General features: G+C 73.1%; 18 protein-coding genes. 9 read left to right on the forward strand and 9 right to left on the reverse strand.

Features of this window, described 5'->3' with window-relative positions:
- Positions 1–3: 3 nt before the first annotated feature.
- From J4557_RS08950 to J4557_RS08960, 3 genes are all read right to left on the reverse strand, one after another.
- A complete protein-coding gene (locus tag J4557_RS08950; RefSeq protein ID WP_208265975.1) occupies positions 4–1731 on the reverse strand; it encodes a branched-chain amino acid ABC transporter ATP-binding protein/permease in 1728 nt (575 codons plus the stop codon).
- A 4-nt stretch (positions 1732–1735) separates the two neighbouring features.
- The gene (locus J4557_RS08955; protein ID WP_208265976.1) at positions 1736–2659 is read right to left on the reverse strand and encodes a branched-chain amino acid ABC transporter permease; all 924 of its coding nucleotides are present in this window, start codon (positions 2657–2659) and stop codon (positions 1736–1738) included.
- Between the two features lie 65 nt (positions 2660–2724).
- Entirely contained in the window at positions 2725–4041 is a 1317-nt protein-coding gene (locus J4557_RS08960; protein WP_208265977.1) for an ABC transporter substrate-binding protein, read from the reverse strand.
- A gap of 195 nt (positions 4042–4236) precedes the next feature.
- Between J4557_RS08960 and J4557_RS08965 the strand changes: the two genes are divergently transcribed.
- The 3 genes from J4557_RS08965 (at position 4237) to J4557_RS08975 (ending at position 6141) form a co-directional block, all read left to right on the forward strand.
- On the forward strand, positions 4237–4872 hold the full coding sequence (locus J4557_RS08965; protein ID WP_208265978.1) for a TetR/AcrR family transcriptional regulator: 636 nt from the start codon (positions 4237–4239) through the stop codon (positions 4870–4872).
- Complete coding sequence (locus tag J4557_RS08970) at positions 4869–5513, forward strand: TetR/AcrR family transcriptional regulator (protein WP_208265979.1); 645 nt, start codon at positions 4869–4871, stop codon at positions 5511–5513. The genes J4557_RS08965 and J4557_RS08970 overlap by 4 nt, the downstream gene beginning before the upstream one ends.
- Positions 5514–5625: 112 nt before the next feature.
- Entirely contained in the window at positions 5626–6141 is a 516-nt protein-coding gene (locus tag J4557_RS08975) for a flavin reductase family protein (protein WP_208265980.1), read from the forward strand.
- A 62-nt stretch (positions 6142–6203) separates the two neighbouring features.
- On the opposite strand, the gene J4557_RS51590 is transcribed toward J4557_RS08975, so the two are convergent.
- Positions 6204–6791 (reverse strand): TetR/AcrR family transcriptional regulator, encoded by a 588-nt coding sequence (locus J4557_RS51590; RefSeq protein ID WP_208265981.1) that lies wholly within the window; start codon positions 6789–6791, stop codon positions 6204–6206.
- A 160-nt stretch (positions 6792–6951) separates the two neighbouring features.
- Between J4557_RS51590 and J4557_RS50785 the strand changes: the two genes are divergently transcribed.
- Genes J4557_RS50785 through J4557_RS08990 form a run of 3 tightly spaced genes read left to right on the forward strand, consistent with a single transcriptional unit; the run spans position 6952 to position 8896 of the window.
- Complete coding sequence (locus J4557_RS50785; protein ID WP_307799561.1) at positions 6952–7416, forward strand: aldo/keto reductase; 465 nt, start codon at positions 6952–6954, stop codon at positions 7414–7416.
- Positions 7386–7883 (forward strand): aldo/keto reductase, encoded by a 498-nt coding sequence (locus J4557_RS50790; protein ID WP_307799562.1) that lies wholly within the window; start codon positions 7386–7388, stop codon positions 7881–7883. The genes J4557_RS50785 and J4557_RS50790 overlap by 31 nt, the downstream gene beginning before the upstream one ends.
- On the forward strand, positions 7880–8896 hold the full coding sequence (locus J4557_RS08990) for an NADPH:quinone reductase (protein WP_208265982.1): 1017 nt from the start codon (positions 7880–7882) through the stop codon (positions 8894–8896). Before J4557_RS50790 ends, J4557_RS08990 begins: the two co-directional genes overlap by 4 nt.
- 12 nt (positions 8897–8908) lie before the next feature.
- On the opposite strand, the gene J4557_RS08995 is transcribed toward J4557_RS08990, so the two are convergent.
- On the reverse strand, positions 8909–10204 hold the full coding sequence (locus J4557_RS08995) for an FAD-binding oxidoreductase (RefSeq protein WP_208265983.1): 1296 nt from the start codon (positions 10202–10204) through the stop codon (positions 8909–8911).
- 138 nt (positions 10205–10342) lie between these two features.
- On the opposite strand from J4557_RS08995, the gene J4557_RS09000 reads away from it, so the two are divergent.
- Positions 10343–11299 (forward strand): LysR family transcriptional regulator, encoded by a 957-nt coding sequence (locus J4557_RS09000; protein WP_208265984.1) that lies wholly within the window; start codon positions 10343–10345, stop codon positions 11297–11299.
- Here the strand turns inward: J4557_RS09000 and J4557_RS09005 are convergent.
- Complete coding sequence (locus tag J4557_RS09005; protein WP_208265985.1) at positions 11286–12476, reverse strand: beta-1,3-glucanase family protein; 1191 nt, start codon at positions 12474–12476, stop codon at positions 11286–11288. The genes J4557_RS09000 and J4557_RS09005 overlap by 14 nt on opposite strands.
- A gap of 290 nt (positions 12477–12766) precedes the next feature.
- Between J4557_RS09005 and J4557_RS09010 the strand changes: the two genes are divergently transcribed.
- Together J4557_RS09010 and J4557_RS09015 are read left to right on the forward strand one after the other, a co-directional pair.
- Positions 12767–13792 carry a M4 family metallopeptidase gene (locus J4557_RS09010; RefSeq protein ID WP_208265986.1) on the forward strand — a complete coding sequence of 342 codons (1026 nt, stop codon included), beginning with the start codon at positions 12767–12769 and terminating at the stop codon, positions 13790–13792.
- Between the two features lie 198 nt (positions 13793–13990).
- On the forward strand, positions 13991–14362 hold the full coding sequence (locus J4557_RS09015) for a DUF1622 domain-containing protein (protein ID WP_208265987.1): 372 nt from the start codon (positions 13991–13993) through the stop codon (positions 14360–14362).
- Positions 14363–14399: 37 nt separating this feature from the next.
- Here J4557_RS09015 and J4557_RS09020 read toward each other — a convergent pair whose 3' ends face one another.
- Genes J4557_RS09020 through J4557_RS50795 form a run of 3 tightly spaced genes read right to left on the reverse strand, consistent with a single transcriptional unit; the run spans position 14400 to position 16821 of the window.
- Complete coding sequence (locus tag J4557_RS09020) at positions 14400–14984, reverse strand: TetR/AcrR family transcriptional regulator (protein ID WP_208265988.1); 585 nt, start codon at positions 14982–14984, stop codon at positions 14400–14402.
- Positions 14981–15817 (reverse strand): alpha/beta fold hydrolase, encoded by an 837-nt coding sequence (locus tag J4557_RS09025; protein WP_208265989.1) that lies wholly within the window; start codon positions 15815–15817, stop codon positions 14981–14983. Before J4557_RS09025 ends, J4557_RS09020 begins: the two co-directional genes overlap by 4 nt.
- 53 nt (positions 15818–15870) lie before the next feature.
- Positions 15871–16821 carry a MerR family transcriptional regulator gene (locus J4557_RS50795; protein WP_208265990.1) on the reverse strand — a complete coding sequence of 317 codons (951 nt, stop codon included), beginning with the start codon at positions 16819–16821 and terminating at the stop codon, positions 15871–15873.
- Positions 16822–16881: the final 60 nt, after the last annotated feature.

Here is a 16881-nt window from a genome sequence, read left to right on the forward strand (position 1 = left end):
TCGTCACTGGGCGCCGAAGTACGCCTCGGCGAGGCGGGCGGACCCGGTCAGCTCGTCGAGCGTGCCGGACGCGGTGATCTCGCCGAGTTCCATGAAGCAGGTGTGGTCGGAGAGCCGGCGGACGACGTCGAGGTCGTGCTCGACCAGGCAGACGGTCCGGCCCTCGTCGCGGACCGCCGCGACCATGGCGAGCATGGTCTCCACCCAGGCCGCGTCGACGCCGGAGGCCGGTTCGTCGAGCAGCAGGACGTCGGCCCGCGTCGCCAGCGCCCGCGCGAGCGAGACCAGCTTCGACTGGCCGTAGGACAGCGCGTCGGCCGGTGTCGCGGCCTGGCCCGCCATGCCGACGAACTCCAGCCACCGCATCGCCTCCGCGGCGGCCTCCCGGTCCGCGCGGGAGACGCCGCGGCCGGGCGCGAACAGCCGGCCGATCCGCTCCCCCGGGTTGCCGGGGACGGCGAGCATGACGTTCTCCAGGCACGTCAGCCGGTTGAGCAGCCGGACGTCCTGGAAGGTGCGCGCCAGCCCGGCGCGGACGATCAGGTCCGGGCGCATCCCGACCAGCTCGGAGCCGTTCAGGGTCACCGAGCCGGTGTCGGGGACGACGGTGCCGGTGAGCAGGTCGAACGCGGTGGTCTTGCCGGCGCCGTTCGGGCCGACGAGCGCCGTGACGGTGCCGCGCCGCAGCTCGAGGTCGATGTTCTTGGCGGCGGTGATGCCGCCGAAGCGCTTGGAGAGCCCCTCGGCGCGGAGCACGATGTCGGCCTCGGCGTAGGGCGTCCGGTCGGCGGGCCTGGGACGCGGCGAGGTCCGCGCCCTCGGCCCCGAGGCAGGCGCGGCGGGCGCTTCGGGTGCGGCGGGCACGGCGATCTTCCTGGGGCGCTCGCGGAACAGGCCCTGAGGCCGGACGAGCATGACGAGCAGTAGCAGCACGCCGTACAGCACCACCTGAACCAGCGCGGCCTGGGTGCTCTGAACGGCGAGGACCTGGCGCAGCACCGGCTCGATCATCGTGAGGACGACCCCGGCCGCGATCGAGCCGGCGAGGTTGGCGTTGCCGCCGACGATGACCATCGCGAACACCGCCATGGCGAGCGGGAACCCGTACGCCGACGGGGTCGCCTGGCCGAGCCAGCCCGAGTAGAGGCCGCCGACCAGCCCGGTCAGCCCGCTGGTGATCGCGAAGATGCCGATCTTGTAGCCGAAGGTGTTCTTGCCGAGCGCGCGGGTCGCCACGGCGTCCTCGCGGATGCCCTTGAGCACCTGCCCGTAGGGCGACTCGCCGAGGCGGCGGCAGACGGCGAAGACGAGGGCGAGCACCACCGCCGACGGGATCAGCCAGTCGGCCGGGGTGTCCAGCGTCCTCCCGAACAGCCGCAGGCCGTCGACGCCGGTGATGCCCGTGACGCCGCCGAGGGCGTCGAAGGTGGCGAGGACGCCGATGATCCCGAGTGAGAACGCCAGCGTCATCAGGATGAGGAACTCCTCGGCGAGCCCGAGCGCGATCAGCCCGATCAGCACCCCGAGCACGGTGGTGACCAGCACGGCGACGGCGAGGGAGGCGAGGTAGGGCCAGCCGTGCAGGCCGGCGAGGAAGCAGGCGGTGTAGCCGCCGACGCCCGCGAAGGCGGCGTGCGCGACGGAGACCTGCCCGGCGTAGCCGACGAGGAGGTTGACGCTGACGGCGAGGGCCGCGAGCAGCAGCGCCTGGTCCAGATAATTGATCCACATGGCGTCAGACCTTCTCCAGCGGCACGGGACGGGCGGGGCGCGGGCGGGGCACGCGGTCCTTCACCGCCAGGAACGCGAGGTAGGCGGTGAGGACGATGAAGACGGCGGTCTGCGTCCACTGCAGCGGCAGCCGGTTCGACGCCCACTGCTCCAGCAGGCCGAGCCCGATCCCGACGGGCAGCGCGCGCAGCGGCGACGAGCGGATGCCCGCAAGGAAGGCCACCACGAATCCGTAGATGACCGTCGAGTCGCCCATGGTCGGCTGGACCGTGTAGAGCAGCCCGTACCAGAGCGCGCAGGCGCCGGAGATGAGACCGGCGATGGCGAAGCAGACGAGGTTGACGCGGCGGACCCTGATCCCCAGCACGGCGGCGAGGCCCGGGTTGCTGCGGACGGCCTTGATCGAGCGGCCGACCGGCGTGAACGCCAGGAAGGCGGTGAGGGCGAGGACGAGGACGAGGCAGGTGGCCGCCTGGTCGACGTCGAAGTTGGAGATCCGCGCCGCGCCGAGGTGGTGCTGCACCTGGTCCGGTCCGTAGAACGGCAGGCTGCTCGTGCCGAACTCGAGCTGGAGCAGGGCGATGCCCGCGGTGCTGACGCCGATCGAGGTCACGAGCACGGCGAGCATGGCGCGGTCGGCGGCGCGGCGGGCGACGGGCTCGTAGACGCCGAGTTCCAGCAGCATGCTGACGGCGACCGCCGCCGCGAGGCCCGCGAGCGCCGACGGCCAGAACGGCGCGCCGAGGCCGTCCATCACCCAGTAGGCGGCGTAGGGGGCGACGGTGTAGGTCAGGGCGTAGGCGAAGTGGAAGCGGCCGGTGACCCCGATGACGAGCGCCAGCCCGGCGCCGAGCGCGGCGTAGAGGGCGCCCCGCACGAGACCGTTGACGGTCAGCTGCCAGAGTTCGCCGTCCAGCAGGACGTGCATGGATCCTCCCGGATCGAGGGACGGGGGACGGCCGCTGCGGACCGTCCCCCGGGAGGCGAGTCGGGTCAGTCCGCGAGGCGGAAGCCCCGGCCGTCGACGTCGTAGGTGGCGAGCGCCTTGACCTTGCCGTCCTTGTACTCGAAGACACCCATGGGGCGGCTCGCGACGCCGTGGGTCCTCAGGTCGATCTTCAGGGTGCCGACCGTGGCGGTGTCGCCGCCGTAGACGGAGGCGAACCGCGGGTCCTTCTCCAGCGCGGCCTTCAGCTGGGCGCCGTCGCCGGGATCGCCGCCGGCCGCCTTGACGCGGCGGATGAGGTCCCAGACCATCAGCGTCTCCTCGTAGGCGTTGGCGGCGTAGAAGTCGGCCGGCTGCCCATAGGCCCTCTTGTAGGCGTCGGCGAAGAGCCTGGCCAGCGGGTTCGGCGGGGCGGACGGGTCGAAGTAGTCCATCGCGAACTTGAGGCCGTCGGAGTCGAGGACGCCCTTGGACGCCTGGACGGCCTCCTGAGTGAACTCGATGCCGAGGAGTTCGCTCTTGATGCCGGCGGCCTTGGCCTGGGCCGCGAACGCGCCGGGCGAGGCGCCGCTGAAGGCGACCCAGAGCAGGTCCGGCGGGTTCTTCCTGATCTTGGCGATCATGCTCGCGAAGTCCTGGGAGCTCGGCGCGACGGTCTCCCACAGGCCGTTGTAGGTCAGGCCCGCGGCGGCGAACTTCCTGGTCAAGTCGGCCTTGATGGCGGCGTTCGCGGCGCCGAGGTCCACGCCGGCGAGGCCGACCGTCCGGCCCTGCGGGTGGGTGCGCTCGAACCATTCCAGGGCGCCGGGGACGGCGTCGGACGGCGCGACCTCGCGGGTGCCGTAGAAGTACTTCGTGCCGCGGGTGAAGACCTGGGCCCCGCCGACGCCGTCGAGGGTGAGGATCCTGCTCTTGTCGGTGTCGGCCAGCATGGCGCCGAGCCCGTCGCCCATCGAGCCGATCTTGGCCGGGACGCCCTCGGACGCGAGTTCGGACGCGGCCTGCTTGGCGGCGACGGGGTCGGGGCCCTTGATGTCCTTGACGCTCGGCTTGATCGTGGGCCCGCCGGCGGCCTTGATCTGCTTCACCGCCAGCTCGATGGCGTTGCGCATCGACTGGCCGTTCCCGGCGGACGGGCCGGAGAGGGTGAGGGCCGCGCCGAGCGCGAAGGTGACGTCGCCGCCGAGCGCGGCGCCGTCCTTGAGCTTCAGGACCCTGACGAGGTCGGCGGCCTGGGTCCTGGCGTCCGCGGCGCTGACGCCGGTGTCGCCGGAGCCGCAGGCGGTCAGGCTCGCGGTCGCCGCCAGCGCCGCCATGAGGGGGGCGATCAGCCGCCGGCGGCGATCGCTGCGAGGGGTGGGCATGGGTGTTCTCCGTTTCGCCGGCCAGCGCCGGTGGCGCCGCCAGGAAGCCATACGCGCCACAATGGATCCGTATTGATCGCTACACGGACTGGAGTGATCACTACAGGGACGCGGTGTGACCGTACCCATGATGTGATGGTCGACACAACCCCCTGCCGGGGCGGAGTTCTCCGAGGTCCAGAGGAGCAAGTGCAGATGCGGAAGACGGCACGGCGCCATCAGCAAGGCGAGGAGTCGAGGCTGCGGATCCTCGAGGCGACCCTCGCCATCGCCGCCGAGCGCGGCTACGACGGCACCTCCATCGCCCTGGTGACGGAGGCCACCGGGCTGCCGCCCAGCTCCGTCTACTGGCACTTCCGCAACAAGGACCAGCTGCTCGCCGAGACCCTGGAGTTCAGCTACCGGCGCTGGCGGGAGACCGCGCCGACCTGGCAGGAGCGGGTCGAGACCGGCGACCCCGCCGAGGAGGTCCGCGACCGGCTGCAGCGGGCCTCGCGGGCCATCGTCGACCGGCCGGAGTTCTGGCGGCTCGGCCTCATGCTCGGGCTGGCGAACCGGCCGAAGGAGCTGGCCGCGCGGCGCCGCTACATCGAGGTCCGCACCGAGACCCGCGACGCCATCCGGACCTGGTGGGAGCAGGTGCTCGCGTCCGGCGACCCGGAGCGCCGGCGGGAGGTCGCCGACCGGATGGCCCGCTTCCACCTCGCCGTCATGGACGGGCTGTACCTCGGCGTCCGCTCCGACCGCGGCTGGGACCTGGAACGCCTGGTCGACCTCATCGCCGACGGCGTCTACGCGCAGGCCGGCGCCTGGCTCGGCGAGGCGGCGTGAGCACCGTGCCGTCCGCCTCCCCCCGGCCCGGCGACGACCGGGAGATGTCCCGCGTCCGCATCCTCACGGCGGCCGCCGAGATCGCCGCCGAGAACGGCTACGAGGGCACCACGATCTCGAAGGTCACCAAGCGGTCCGGCCTGCCGGCCAGCTCCGTCTACTGGTTCTTCCGGGACAAGGACCACCTGCTCGCCGAGGTCGTCCGGCACAGCTTCGAGCAGTGGATCGCCGCCGAGCCGCGCTGGGAGCGCGATCCGCGCGACGGGCGGACGCTGGCGGAGGGGCTCCGGGACATCCTGTCGCGCTCGACGCGCGGCCTGCCCGGCGCGCCGGACTTCCTGCGCATCGGGCACATGCTGCTGCTGGAGTCCCGCGAGGTCGAGGCGGAGGCGCGCCAGTACTTCCTGGCCGCCCGCGACGCGGTGGCCAGCAGCATCGCGGCCTGGTTCACCTCGTATTTCAGCACCGGGCTGCGGGCCCGCCGGCCCGAGCTGGCGATGGACCTGGCCCGCATCGTGATGGCCTCGACCGACGGGCTCTTCCTGGCCCACCAGATCGACGGGTCCGCGGACGCGGACGACTTCATCACGATCATCGTGGCCGTCGTCGAGCAGGCGGTCGCGGACGCCGGACGGGCCTGAGCGCGGCCCCGGTGGGACGGCCGGACGGCGCCCTGATGGGGACGGACGGTTGTCACGCCGGGGTTCCGCATGGCAATCTCTGTAGCGATCGCTACAGGGAGGAGTTCCCGCCATGCCCCTCACCGCCCACCAGACCGGCGCTCCGGCCGTCGACCCCGCCCGCTTCCGCCACGTGCTCGGCCACTACCCCACCGGCGTCGTCGTGGTGACCGCCCTCGACCGGTCCGGTGCCGCCATCGGCATGACGGTCGGCTCGTTCACGTCCGTCTCGCTCGACCCCCCGCTGGTGGCCTTCCTGCCGGACCGGAACTCCGGCTCATGGCGCGCGCTGCGCGAGTCCGGCGAACGGTTCTGCGTGAACGTGCTGTCGGCCGGCCAGGAGGACGTCTGCCGCGCCGTGGCCGTGCGCAAGACGGACAAGTTCCACGACATCGAGTGGCGGCCGTCCCCCGCCGGCAACCCGGTCATCAACGGCGCCGTCGCCTGGATCGACTGCGTCACCGAGCAGCTCCACGACGCCGGCGACCACCACATCGTCGTCGGCCGCGTCCTGCACCTGCAGGAAGGCGACGGTGAGACGCCGCTGCTGTTCCACCAGGGCACTTACGGCACGTTCGCCCCGCACTGACCCCCGGCCTCACCGGCGGGCGAGACGCCTCCGGCCACCACGGCCACGTGGGCGGGGCGTTCTCACCGCGCGCGGATGCCGTCGAGGATGAGCGAGACGACCGCCTCGGACTCCGCCTCGACCTCCGGGGAACACCACTCCGCGGCGTGCATCGGATCGTGGAAGCGGCTGGTCGCGTTGAGGACGGCCCGTGCGATCACCTCCGGCTCACCTGCCGCGAAGTCGCCGCCGGCGATGCCGTCGACGACGATGGCGCTGATCTGGGCGATCAGGAACGCGACATGGCCGGAGGACACGCTGCTGTGCTCCGCCGCCAGCACCCGGAACGTGGCGAACAGCTCCGGGTCCTCCTTCGCCTTGGCCCACTTCGCGGCGAACATCGAGGTGAGCAGGCCGCGCAACCGGTCGGGGGGCGACGACTCGCGACTCCGGGCCGCGGCGGCGAAGTCCTCGCGCACCCGGTCGAGCCAGCGCCGGATCACGGCCTCGCGCAGAGCCGCCTTGGACGGGAAATGCCGGTACACGCTCCCGTGGCTCACTCCCAGCAGCCGCGCGACGTCGAGCACCGTGGTCTTCTCCGGACCGTGGCGGCGCAGCACCTCTTCGGTGGCGGACACGATCGTCTCCGCGTCGAGCGGCTCCCCGCGCACCCGTCCTCCTCATCGCGCTGACGGCAATCAGACTATGTCAGCTTCGTGCGGGTGTCTGGCTGACAAAAATTGAAATCTGTCATCCAAAACTTGTACCGTGAGGCCGCCAGCGCGTCACCACGGCCGTCCAGGGCGGCCTCGCCGGCCCTGCCGAGGCGTGGTGCGCGACCACCGATCGAGGAGACCTCCCATCAACGCCCTCACCGCCGCGTTCGCCGGCCGTACCGTGTCCCGGATCGGGTACGGCGCGGCCCAGCTCGACCGCCTGCACGACCGCCCCGGCGAGGCCGCCGCGCTCCTGCGCCGCGCGATCGAGCTGGGCGTGGACCATGTGGACACCGCCACGTTCTACGGCTTCGGCTTCGCCAACGCGGTGATCCGTGAAGCCCTGCGCCCCGACGACGAGGTCCTGGTCGTCACCAAGGTCGGCGCCGATCCCGACCCCGGCGGACGGCTGCCGCTGCGGACCGCCCAGCGGCCCGAGCAGCTGCGGGCCAGCGTCGAGGACAACCTGCGCGGCCTCGGCGTCGACCGATTGCCCGTCGTCAACCTCCGCCGCCTCGACACCGGTCCCTGCGTCCCGAGGGCGACCAGGTGGTCGACCTCGACGACCAGCTCGCGGTGATGACCGCCCTGCGCGACGAGGGCAAGATCGGCGCGATCGGGCTGAGCAGCGTCACCCTCGACGGCCTGCGCCGCGCCCTGCCCGCCGGGATCGCCTGCGTGCAGAACGCCTACAGCCTCGTCTCCCGCGACGACGAGGACATGCTGCGGCTGTGCGCGGCGGAGGGCATCGCCTGGGTGCCGTTCTTCCCGCTCGGCGGGGCCTTCCCCGGCCTGCCGAAGGTCACCGAGGAGCCGGCCGTCCACGCCGTGGCCGAGTCGCTCGGCGTCACGCCGTCCCAGGTCGGTCTCGCCTGGCTGCTGCACCGCGCCCCGAACGTCCTGCTCATACCCGGCACCGCCGACCCCGCCCATCTGGAGGCCAACATGGCGGTCGGCGAGATCACGTTCGACGACGACGCCCGCGCCGCCCTCGACGCCGTCGAGTCCCGCTCCAACGACGTCCGGATCGGGCAGGAGCGGGCATGAGGGCGATCGTTCACCGCGACAGCGGCGGTCCCGGCGTCCTCCGGCTCGTCGACCGCGACCTGCCCGCACCCGGCCCCGGCGAGGTCCGCGTCCGGATCGCCGTCTCCGGGGTCAACCCGGCCGACCGGCAGGCCCGCTCCGGCGGCCCCCTCGGATTTCCCGAGGTCACTCCGCACCTGGACGGCGCCGGCGTGATCGACGCCGTCGGCGAGGGCGTCGATCCGGGCCGGACCGGCCAGCGGGTCTGGCTGTTCCTGGCCGCCGCCGGGCGCCCCACCGGCACCGCCGCCGAATTCACCGTCGTGCCCGCCGAGCAGGCCGTGCCGCTGCCGGACGAGGCGGGCTTCGAGGTGGGTGCCTCGCTCGGCGTCCCGGCTCTCACCGCGCACCGCGCGCTCACCGTCGCCGAGGACGGGCCGCGCCGGCTGCGGCCCGGCGCGCTCGACGGCAGGGTGGTGCTCGCCGCCGGCGGCGCCGGGGCGGTCGGGCACGCGGTGATCCAGCTCGCCCGATGGGCCGGCGCCACCGTGATCGGCACGGTCAGCGGCCCGGAGAAGGCCCGGCTGGCCACCGCCGCCGGCGCTCACCACGTGGTCAACTACCGCGAGGGCGACCCCGCGGCCGCGATCCGCGAGATCGCCCCGGACGGCGTCGACATCGTCGCCGAGGTCGCGCTCGGCGCGAACCTCGCACTGGACCTGGCCGTGCTCCGGACGCGGGGCACGATCTCGACCTATGCCAACGACGGCGGCAGGCCGGTGGAACTGGACGTCGTACGGAACATGGTGCTGAACACGCGCTTCCAGTTCCTGGTGCTCTACACGGCCGGTCCGGAGGTGCGCGCCGCGGCCGCCGAGGACGTCGCCGCCGCGGTCCGCGCCGGCGCCCTTCCGGTCGGCGAGGAGCACGGCCTGCCGCTGGTCCGCTTCCCGCTCGACCGCACCGCCGACGCGCACCGGGCGTTGGAGAGCGGCACGGTCGTCGGCAAGATCCTGGTCGACGTCCCGTGGTGACCTCGGGTCCGCCTACCTGTGGACGGAGTGGTTGGCGCGGAAGACGCCCTGCGGGTCGCGGGAGCGCTTCAGCTCGCGCAACCGGGCGAGGACCGGTCCGGGGAAGGCGTCGGCCGCGGTCTCCTCGGGGGTCAGCAGCGTGTACGGCTTGCGTCCGGCGATGACGGCCTCGAACCGCTCGACGAACCGGGCCTGCTTCTCGCGGACGGCGCGGGCGAGGTCCGGATCGGGTCCGGTGCCGACCATCTGGAGGAGGTAAGGCTCGTCCAGTGTTCCGCTCGCGCCGCCGCCCGGACCGGCCAGCGCGCCCGACAGGTGCCGGATCTGGATGGAGATCAGCGGTTCGATCGGCTCCGTGGCCAGCCCCTCGTCCAGGCCGGTCAGGAGCTCCGCCCGGGGCAGTGACGCGGCCGGGGCGGTCGGCTCGGCGGCGATCCCGCCGAGGCCGGCCACCGCCACGAGCCCGCGGTCGTCGCTGATCGCGCCGTCGATGCCGTCGATGCCGCGCACCAGTGCCGCGCCCTCGCGCGGGTCGCCGAGGTAGGTGAGGTCCAGTGCCGCCATCGGCGGGGCCCCGGGGAAGGCGAACCGGCCGAACCACACGGTCAGCTCGGGCGGGGCGTCCCGGGTGATCGTCTGGAAGGTCTCGAACACCTCGGCGGCGCGCGTGCCCGGCCAGACCACCCGTCCGCCGTACACCGACGGCGCCGGATGCAGATCGAACTCCAGCGAGGTCACCAGCGCGAAGTCACCGCCGCCGCCCTTCAGCCCCCAGAACAGCTCCGGGTCGGACTCGGCGGTCACCCTCGTCCGTTCCCCGTCCGCGTCGACGGCGTCGAAAGCGCGCACGCTGTCGGCGGCCCAGCCGTACCGGCGGCCGAACCAGGACAGGCCCCCGCCCAGGGTGTACCCGGCCACGTTCACCACCGGCGAGCTGCCGGCCAGGCCCGTGAGGCCGCGGGGGCCGGCCGCCGACAGCACCCGTCCCCAGTTCACTCCGGCTCCCACCCGGGCCAGCCGCTCCTCCGCCCGGACCCGCACGCCGTCCAGGCGTCCGGTGCGCAGGAGGATCACCCCTTCGACGTCACCCGAGGCGTCATGGCCGCCGGCCTGCGCGGTCACCGCCAGTCCGGACCGCCGCGCGTAGCGGACCAGAGCGGCCACGTCCTCGGCGTCCTCGGCCGCCACCACGGCCGCCACCGGCTGGTCGACCGTCCGGTTCCAGGCCCTGCGCGCCGCGTCGAAGCCGTCGTCACCGGGCTCCAGGACCCGTCCTCTGACGGCCTTCCGCACATCGGCGTTCACCATGCCGCTCCCTCGCTTACTAATTTGACAGGATGCTAGCATCCTTGCCTCGTTGGGCGGGCGAGGCGGTCACGCCGGTCCCGGGATACACCGGACTCACCCCCTACCTACAACCGATGGTTGTGCTCATAGGGTGGCCGGATGGATCTCGACACCGTCCGGACCTTCGTCGCCGCCGCCGACGCGGGGCAGTTCCAGGAGGCCGCCGCCGAGCTCGCGGTCACCCAGCAGGCCGTCTCCAAGCGCATCGCCTCGCTGGAGCGCGCACTCGACGTCCGGTTGTTCACCCGCACCGCGCGCGGCGCCAAGCTCACCATCGACGGACAGGCGTTCCTCCCCCACGCGCGGGAGCTGCTGCGCGCCGCCGACCGGGCCGTCGCGTCCGTGCACACCGCCCGCCGCCCGCTGCGCGTCGACATCATCGCCTCGCGCAGCGCGGCCTCGGGCCTGATGCGCGCCTTCCACCGCGCGCACCCCGAGATCGAGCTCGACGTGGTGATGCTGTTCGAGATCGAGACGGCCCTCTCCGCCGTCCGGTCCGGCGCGATCGACGCGTCCTTCCGCGCCGTCGGCGCGCCCGGCCGGCCCCTTCCCCCGGACATCGCGTCCGCCCGGGTGCTCGACGAGCCGCTCCAGCTCCTGACCGGCCCGGCTCACGCGCTGGCGTCCGCCCGGTCGGTGCCCCTCGCCGGGCTCGCCGGGCACCGGATCTGGATGCCCGGCATCGTCCCCGGAACCGAGTGGGCCGCCTACTACGACGACCTCGTCGCCGAGTTCGGCCTCACCATCGAGGCGACCGGCCCGAACTTCGGCTCCGACGCGCTCCTCGACACGGTCGCCGACACTCCGGCCCTGGCCACCTTCATGGGCGGACGGACCCGCCTCGTCTGGCCCGCCGACCACGGCCTGCGCCGCATCCCGGTGACCGACCCCATGCCCGTCTACCCGCACTCGCTCCTCTGGCACCGCGACAACGCCCACCCGGCGCTGGCCACCCTGCGCGCCTTCCTCGCCGCCACAGCGGCCGACCACGACGCGCCCGGAACCTGGTCGCCGGACTGGGCGATGCTCAGGGGCGGTGCTCCTAGCCGACGGTGACGGTCAGGCGGTGCGGGTTGCCGTCGCTCGCGGCGCCGGAGACGTCCGGCTGCCCGTCGGGACAGACGTCGTCGTACGGGAAGGCGTACCCGATCGGGGTGTGGGCGTGCAGGATCCGCGCCCAGTGGTTGGTGATCGGGTCCTTGTAGTAGTCCGATTCGAGAGTGCCGTTCGGCTGGTCGGCGCTGCTCAGAAGCGTGCTGCGGTTGAACGCCGCGGCGATGCGCGCGAGCAGGCCCTTCTTGATGTCGGAGGCACCCGGGTCGTTGGCGAACGGCCCGTCGTTGCAGGTGAAGATGTCCTTGGACGCCGGGCGCGCGAACGTGCTGCCGTCGTCGAACGTGAGCACGCCGCCGGTGACGCGCCCGGTGAAGACCCCGCGCCCGCCCTGGAGGTCCACCCTGAGGTCGGTGCCGGCGTACGTGTCCCACACCCGGCCCACGTGGCCGTCCCAGTACGAGGAGAACGCGCCGGGGTCGTTCGCCATGTGGCCCTGCGGCGCGATCACCCGCAGGACGCCGTCGCCGTTGCGGATGACGAGCCGGTCCCAGGGCCGCCCGTCCGCGTCCTTCTGCGCGACGAGGGCGTCCGCGACCGCGGTGGCCGCTCCGGCGGGCGCGGGCGCGACCGTGTGCGCGGAGTCGCCGGCGAGGTCGAGGCCGATCGGCAGCGCGGTGAGCAGGTCGACATAGGAGATGTTCGCGAACAGCTGCGCGGGATCGAACGTGAACTCGCAGAACGACCAGGTCTTCAGGTAGTTGGAGTCGGACGGGTCGGCGAACGCCGGTTCGACGAGCGCGGGCCCCGGGTTGACGTAGAAGTCGAGCCTGTCGTTCTTCACGAAGTAGATGCGGGCGCCGTACATCTGCCCGAGCGTGAGGTCCGCCGCGCGGCCGGCGCCGACCGGGATCGAGCAGTCCACGGGCAATGGGGTCACCGGCGCCGAGGGCGACGGAGGATAGTACGGCGTGCTGTCGGCGCGGAGCAGCATCAGCCGGCCGGTGCCCTGCTCGCGGCCGGTGATGTAGGCGTTCACGGGAGCGGAGCCGTGGTTGGCGAGCGTGAGCCCGCACGTCGAGGGGGCCGCGGACGCGGGCCCGCCGAGCAGGCCGCGTCCGAACGGGACGGCGAGTGCGGCCGTTCCGGCCGCGGCGAGGAACGATCTGCGGGTGACCAACGGAAACCCTCCTGCGGGGTGGGGGCCGGTTCGCCGTTGCCGTGACACGCGCGCTTCAGGGAGAGGTGGCTACGCCATTCACGGTTCCCGACGGCGCCATTACTGTCAAGAGTCTTTACAGTCAACGCCCGCCCGCCGACCGGCCACCCCCGCCCCACCAGGAATCCCGCCGACTTTCCAGGACAAAGATCGCCAGGCTTCGGCGGTGCCGGTGGGCAGGGACAGACAGACTTGGAATCCGACGCGGATTGGACCTGTCCCGCCGGGGGAGCGGACCTTAGCGTCCGCACATGCGCAGGACACAACGTTTCGCAGTGGCGGCCGTCATGGCGTTTCCCCTGGTGGGATCGCTGTCCGCCGTCTCCGCCGCGGACTCGGGCGGTACCGCCACGGGGACCGTCTTCTTCCCCAACCCCGTCCAGCAGCTCGGTGACGAGTCGCTCACCGACGCCAAGGACGCCGACTACGCCGCTCTGGCACCCGCCTACCGGAACGTCACGCTCACCGACCTCGACGGGTCGGGCTCGCTGACCGGACGGTACGTAGCGGTCAAGAGCGAGACCGGCAAGGCGGCCCGGATCACCGGCGGCGCCCTGCCCGCCTACCACCGCGACGTCGACCAGTTCGAGCAGGTGATGGGCTACTACTGGGTGACGACCGCGCAGCACTACCTGCAGCACCTCGGCTTCGGGTCCGCGCTGCGGCCGGTCAACCAGCGCCAGATCGAGCTGCGGATCGACCAGTACGGCGGCGACAACTCCTTCTTCAAGGGGAACAAGGCGAACATCACGCTCGGCAAGGGCGGCGTGGACGACGCCGAGGACGCCGAGGTGATCATCCACGAGTACGGCCACTCCGTGCAGGACGGGCAGGTCCCCGGGTTCGGCACCAACGCCGAGTCGGGCGCGATCGGCGAGGCGTTCGGCGACTACCTGGCGGTGGCGGTCACCAGCTGGGCGACCGGCACCCCCACCAAGACCCCCGAGGCATGCGTGGCCGACTGGGACTCGGTGGCCTACACCTCCGGTCCCACGCACTGCCTGCGGAGGCTCGACGGCACCAAGCACTACCCCGAGGACGTCGTCGGCGAGGTCCATGCCGACGGCGAGATCTGGTCGCGGGCGCTGTGGGACATCCGGCAGGCCCTCGGCAGCACGAAGGCCGACACCCTGATCGTCGAGGCGCAGTTCGCGTTCTCGCCCGACACCTCGTTCAAGGCGGCCGCGCAGGCCACGGTCGCGGCGGCGCAGCGCCTGTACGGGCCCCAGGCCGCCCAGGCCGCGCAGTCGGCGTTCTCCGCCCGCGGCATCCTCTGACGTCGCCCGCCTGGTGGGGAGCGGGCCGGCTCTCCACCAGGCGGACGCGGCGGCGGTCCCGGTCATCGCCGACGGTTACGTCCCGCGAAGTTGGTGTATGAGTCCAACGCCGAGCCGTGCGAGCTCGCAAGCGGGGGACGCCATGAATCGGGGAGCCGAGAGGCCGGGGCCCTACTCGGCCCGGCCGCTGGTCCGGCCGTGAACGCGGACGAGATCGTCGAGAACGTCGGCCGGGCCGTCGACCTGGCCGGCGTCGCGCTCATCGTGTGCGGCGCGGTCACCGCCACCGTGGTCTTCGCGCGTCGGCTCCGGCTGCGCCGCGCCCCTTTCCCGGGTCTCTACCGGCTCTACCGGCAGGATCTCGGGCGGGCGATCCTGCTGGGGCTGGAGGTGCTGGTCGCCGGCGACATCATCCGCACCGTCGCCGTCTCGCCGACGCTCGGCAGCGTCGCGGTCCTCGCCGCGATCGTCGGCGTCCGGACGTTCCTGAGCTTCTCGCTGGAGGTCGAACTGGAAGGCCGCTGGCCATGGCAGCAGGCCGGGACCAGGAGGGACCGCGACCCCGGGTAGACCGGACGGCCGCGGCGCGGGCGGCGCGGGCGCGCGATCAGCGGGCGGGCGCGTCCGGTGCGCGGATGCCGTCGAGGAGGGCCAGCAGGGTCTGCTCGGTCTCGGCCCGGGGGTGGCCCGCGGCGATCAGGAGGGCCGCCTCGATGCACGAGCTGAGGAGCAGGTGGGCCAGGGTGCGGACGGGCTGGCGCCGGATGACGCCGGCGTCCATGGCCAGGGCGAGGCCGGCCTCGATGAGGGAGAGGTTGTGGCGGGCCTCGATCTCGCGCCACGCCTGCCAGCCGAGGACCGCCGGGGCGTCGCGGAGCGCGATCTGGACCAGTTCCGGTTCCTCGCAGGCGTCGAGGAACCGGGCGAGACCGCCGGTGAGCAGCTCCCAGGGGTCGTCGGTGGCGACGAAGATGCGCTCGGAGAGCTCGACCTCCATCTGGTCGAGGACCACGGCGAACAGGGCCTTCTTGTCGCCGAAGTGGTGCTGGAGGGCGCCCCTGGTCACCCCCGCTGCCGCCACGATCTGCTCGGCGGAGACGGCGGCGTAGCCGTGCTCGGCGAACAACTCCCTGGCGGCGGCGACGAGGGCCGCGCGGGTGGCGCGCGTGCGGTCCTCCTGGGTACGTCTCACCGCGTCATTATGGCGAACTCCTTGACCTTGCCGGCGAGCAGGCCGGGCCGGTCCTCGGAGATGAAGGTGTAGGAGTCCTCGACCAGGTCGAGGCGCGCGTCGGGGAGCCTCGCGGCGAGGCGTTCGGCGAGCGGCAGCGGGAACAGCCGCTCCTCCTTCGCCCAGAGCAGGAGGACGGGCCGGTCGTAGTCACCGTTGGCCTCGAAGGCGGCCAGGGTGTGGCGCTTGTCGAAGCCGCGCAGGAGCTTGCCGAGGTCGCGCCGGACGGCGCGGCTGGTCTGGATCGGGGCCAGGTAGGAGTCGGCGACCTCGCGCGGGATCGGGCGCTTCGCGACCCAGCCGAGGGCGATCGGCAGGCGCAGCAGCGGGCGGATCCGGAACAGCTGGGCGGTGAGCCACAGCGAGCCCGGCAGCCGGGACATGGGCGCCAGGAACCCGAAGGGGGGCGGGGGGAAGCGGTCCAGCACGTCGCAGGAGGCCAGCACGATCCGGGCGACCCGCTCGGGGCGCCGGGTCATGAGGATCTGGACGAGCGCTCCCCCGGTGTCGTTCCCGACGAGCGTGACGTCCTTCAGATCGAGGGCCTCGAGGAACTCCTCGAGGAGCCCGGCGAGGCCGGCGGGGGTGAGGTCGGCGTCGGGGTGCATGGGCTGGGCGTGGGCGCCGAGCGGCCAGGTCGGCACCAGGCACCGGTGGCCGGCGTCCACCAGCGGCCCCGTCTCGTGCCGCCAGATCTCGCCGTTGACGAGCAGGCCGTGCACGAAGACGACCGGCGGCCCGTCGCCGAGGTCGCGGTAGGCGATGGGCCCTGCTGAGAGGTTCACGGTTCGCATGCCCGAAGACTTACATACATTCCGAATGAATGTAAGAGCGAGGGCGGTGCCCGTCAGCGCCGGGGCTCCACGCCCAGCGCGTCGAGCGCCGCGGACACCGACACCGCGAAGGCCGCGCCGGGCGGGAGCCGGTCGAGGTCCCAGCCGGGCCCGCCGACCACGATCCGCAGCGGGGGACGCGTCGCGGGCAGGTCGCCGAGCCAGGACGGGTCACCGGTCTCGGGGGTCTGCGACCAGACGAACACCGAGTGCGACCCGGCCCGCGCGATCGCGGCGGACAGCGCCGAAGGCGGTACCCGCGCCCCCAGCATGAGCCTCGCCGCACCTGCCTCCGACAGCGCGGCGGCCAGCGCGAGGAGCGGCAGGCTGTGCTGCTCCTCCGGAGCGCACGCCAGCATCACGGGACCGCGACCCCGCCGGCCCGGGAAATCGGCGCCGGGCGGCGTCACCGCCACCAGGCAGCGCGACACCACCGCCGACAGCAGATGCTCCACCTCGACGTACCGGCCGGTGGCCGCGTGCTTGCGTCCGATTCCCACCAGCACCGGCACCAGCACCTGGTCCCACGCCGCCGCGACGCCGTCCTGCCGCAGGGCCGACCGCACCGCCTCGGTCATCGCAGGTTCGTCCATCGCCATCGCCGCGCGCGCCAGGTCCCCCACCTGCGCGGCACGTGACGGGTCATGCTCGGCGGCCGGCGCGTCGAGAGGGATGCGGTCGTCGCCGGCGCCGTGCACGTGCGGCGCCGCCGGCTCTTCGGGCGGCGTGTCCAGGGCGGCCACCGCGGCCTCGGCCGGCTGCGTCCCGGCGCCGACCAGCCGCCGCATCGTCTCGAGCCGGTCGAGGTCGGCCGGTGTGTAGCGGCGGTGCCCGGCGCCGCCGCGGCCCGTCGGCCCCACGCCGTACCGCCGATCCCAGGTGTGCAGGGTGGAGACCTCCACCCCCAGCCGGCGCGCCACCGCGCCCACATCGAGCCCGGCGTCTCCCCCTGTCGTGTCCCCCATGCTCCCCCACTACCCCGGCCCGGCGGGTCCATGAGCAGGAGCGATGCCGAGGGAGCCGGA

This window comes from Actinomadura nitritigenes, from assembly GCF_017573545.1.
GTDB classification, from domain to species: domain Bacteria; phylum Actinomycetota; class Actinomycetes; order Streptosporangiales; family Streptosporangiaceae; genus Spirillospora; species Spirillospora nitritigenes.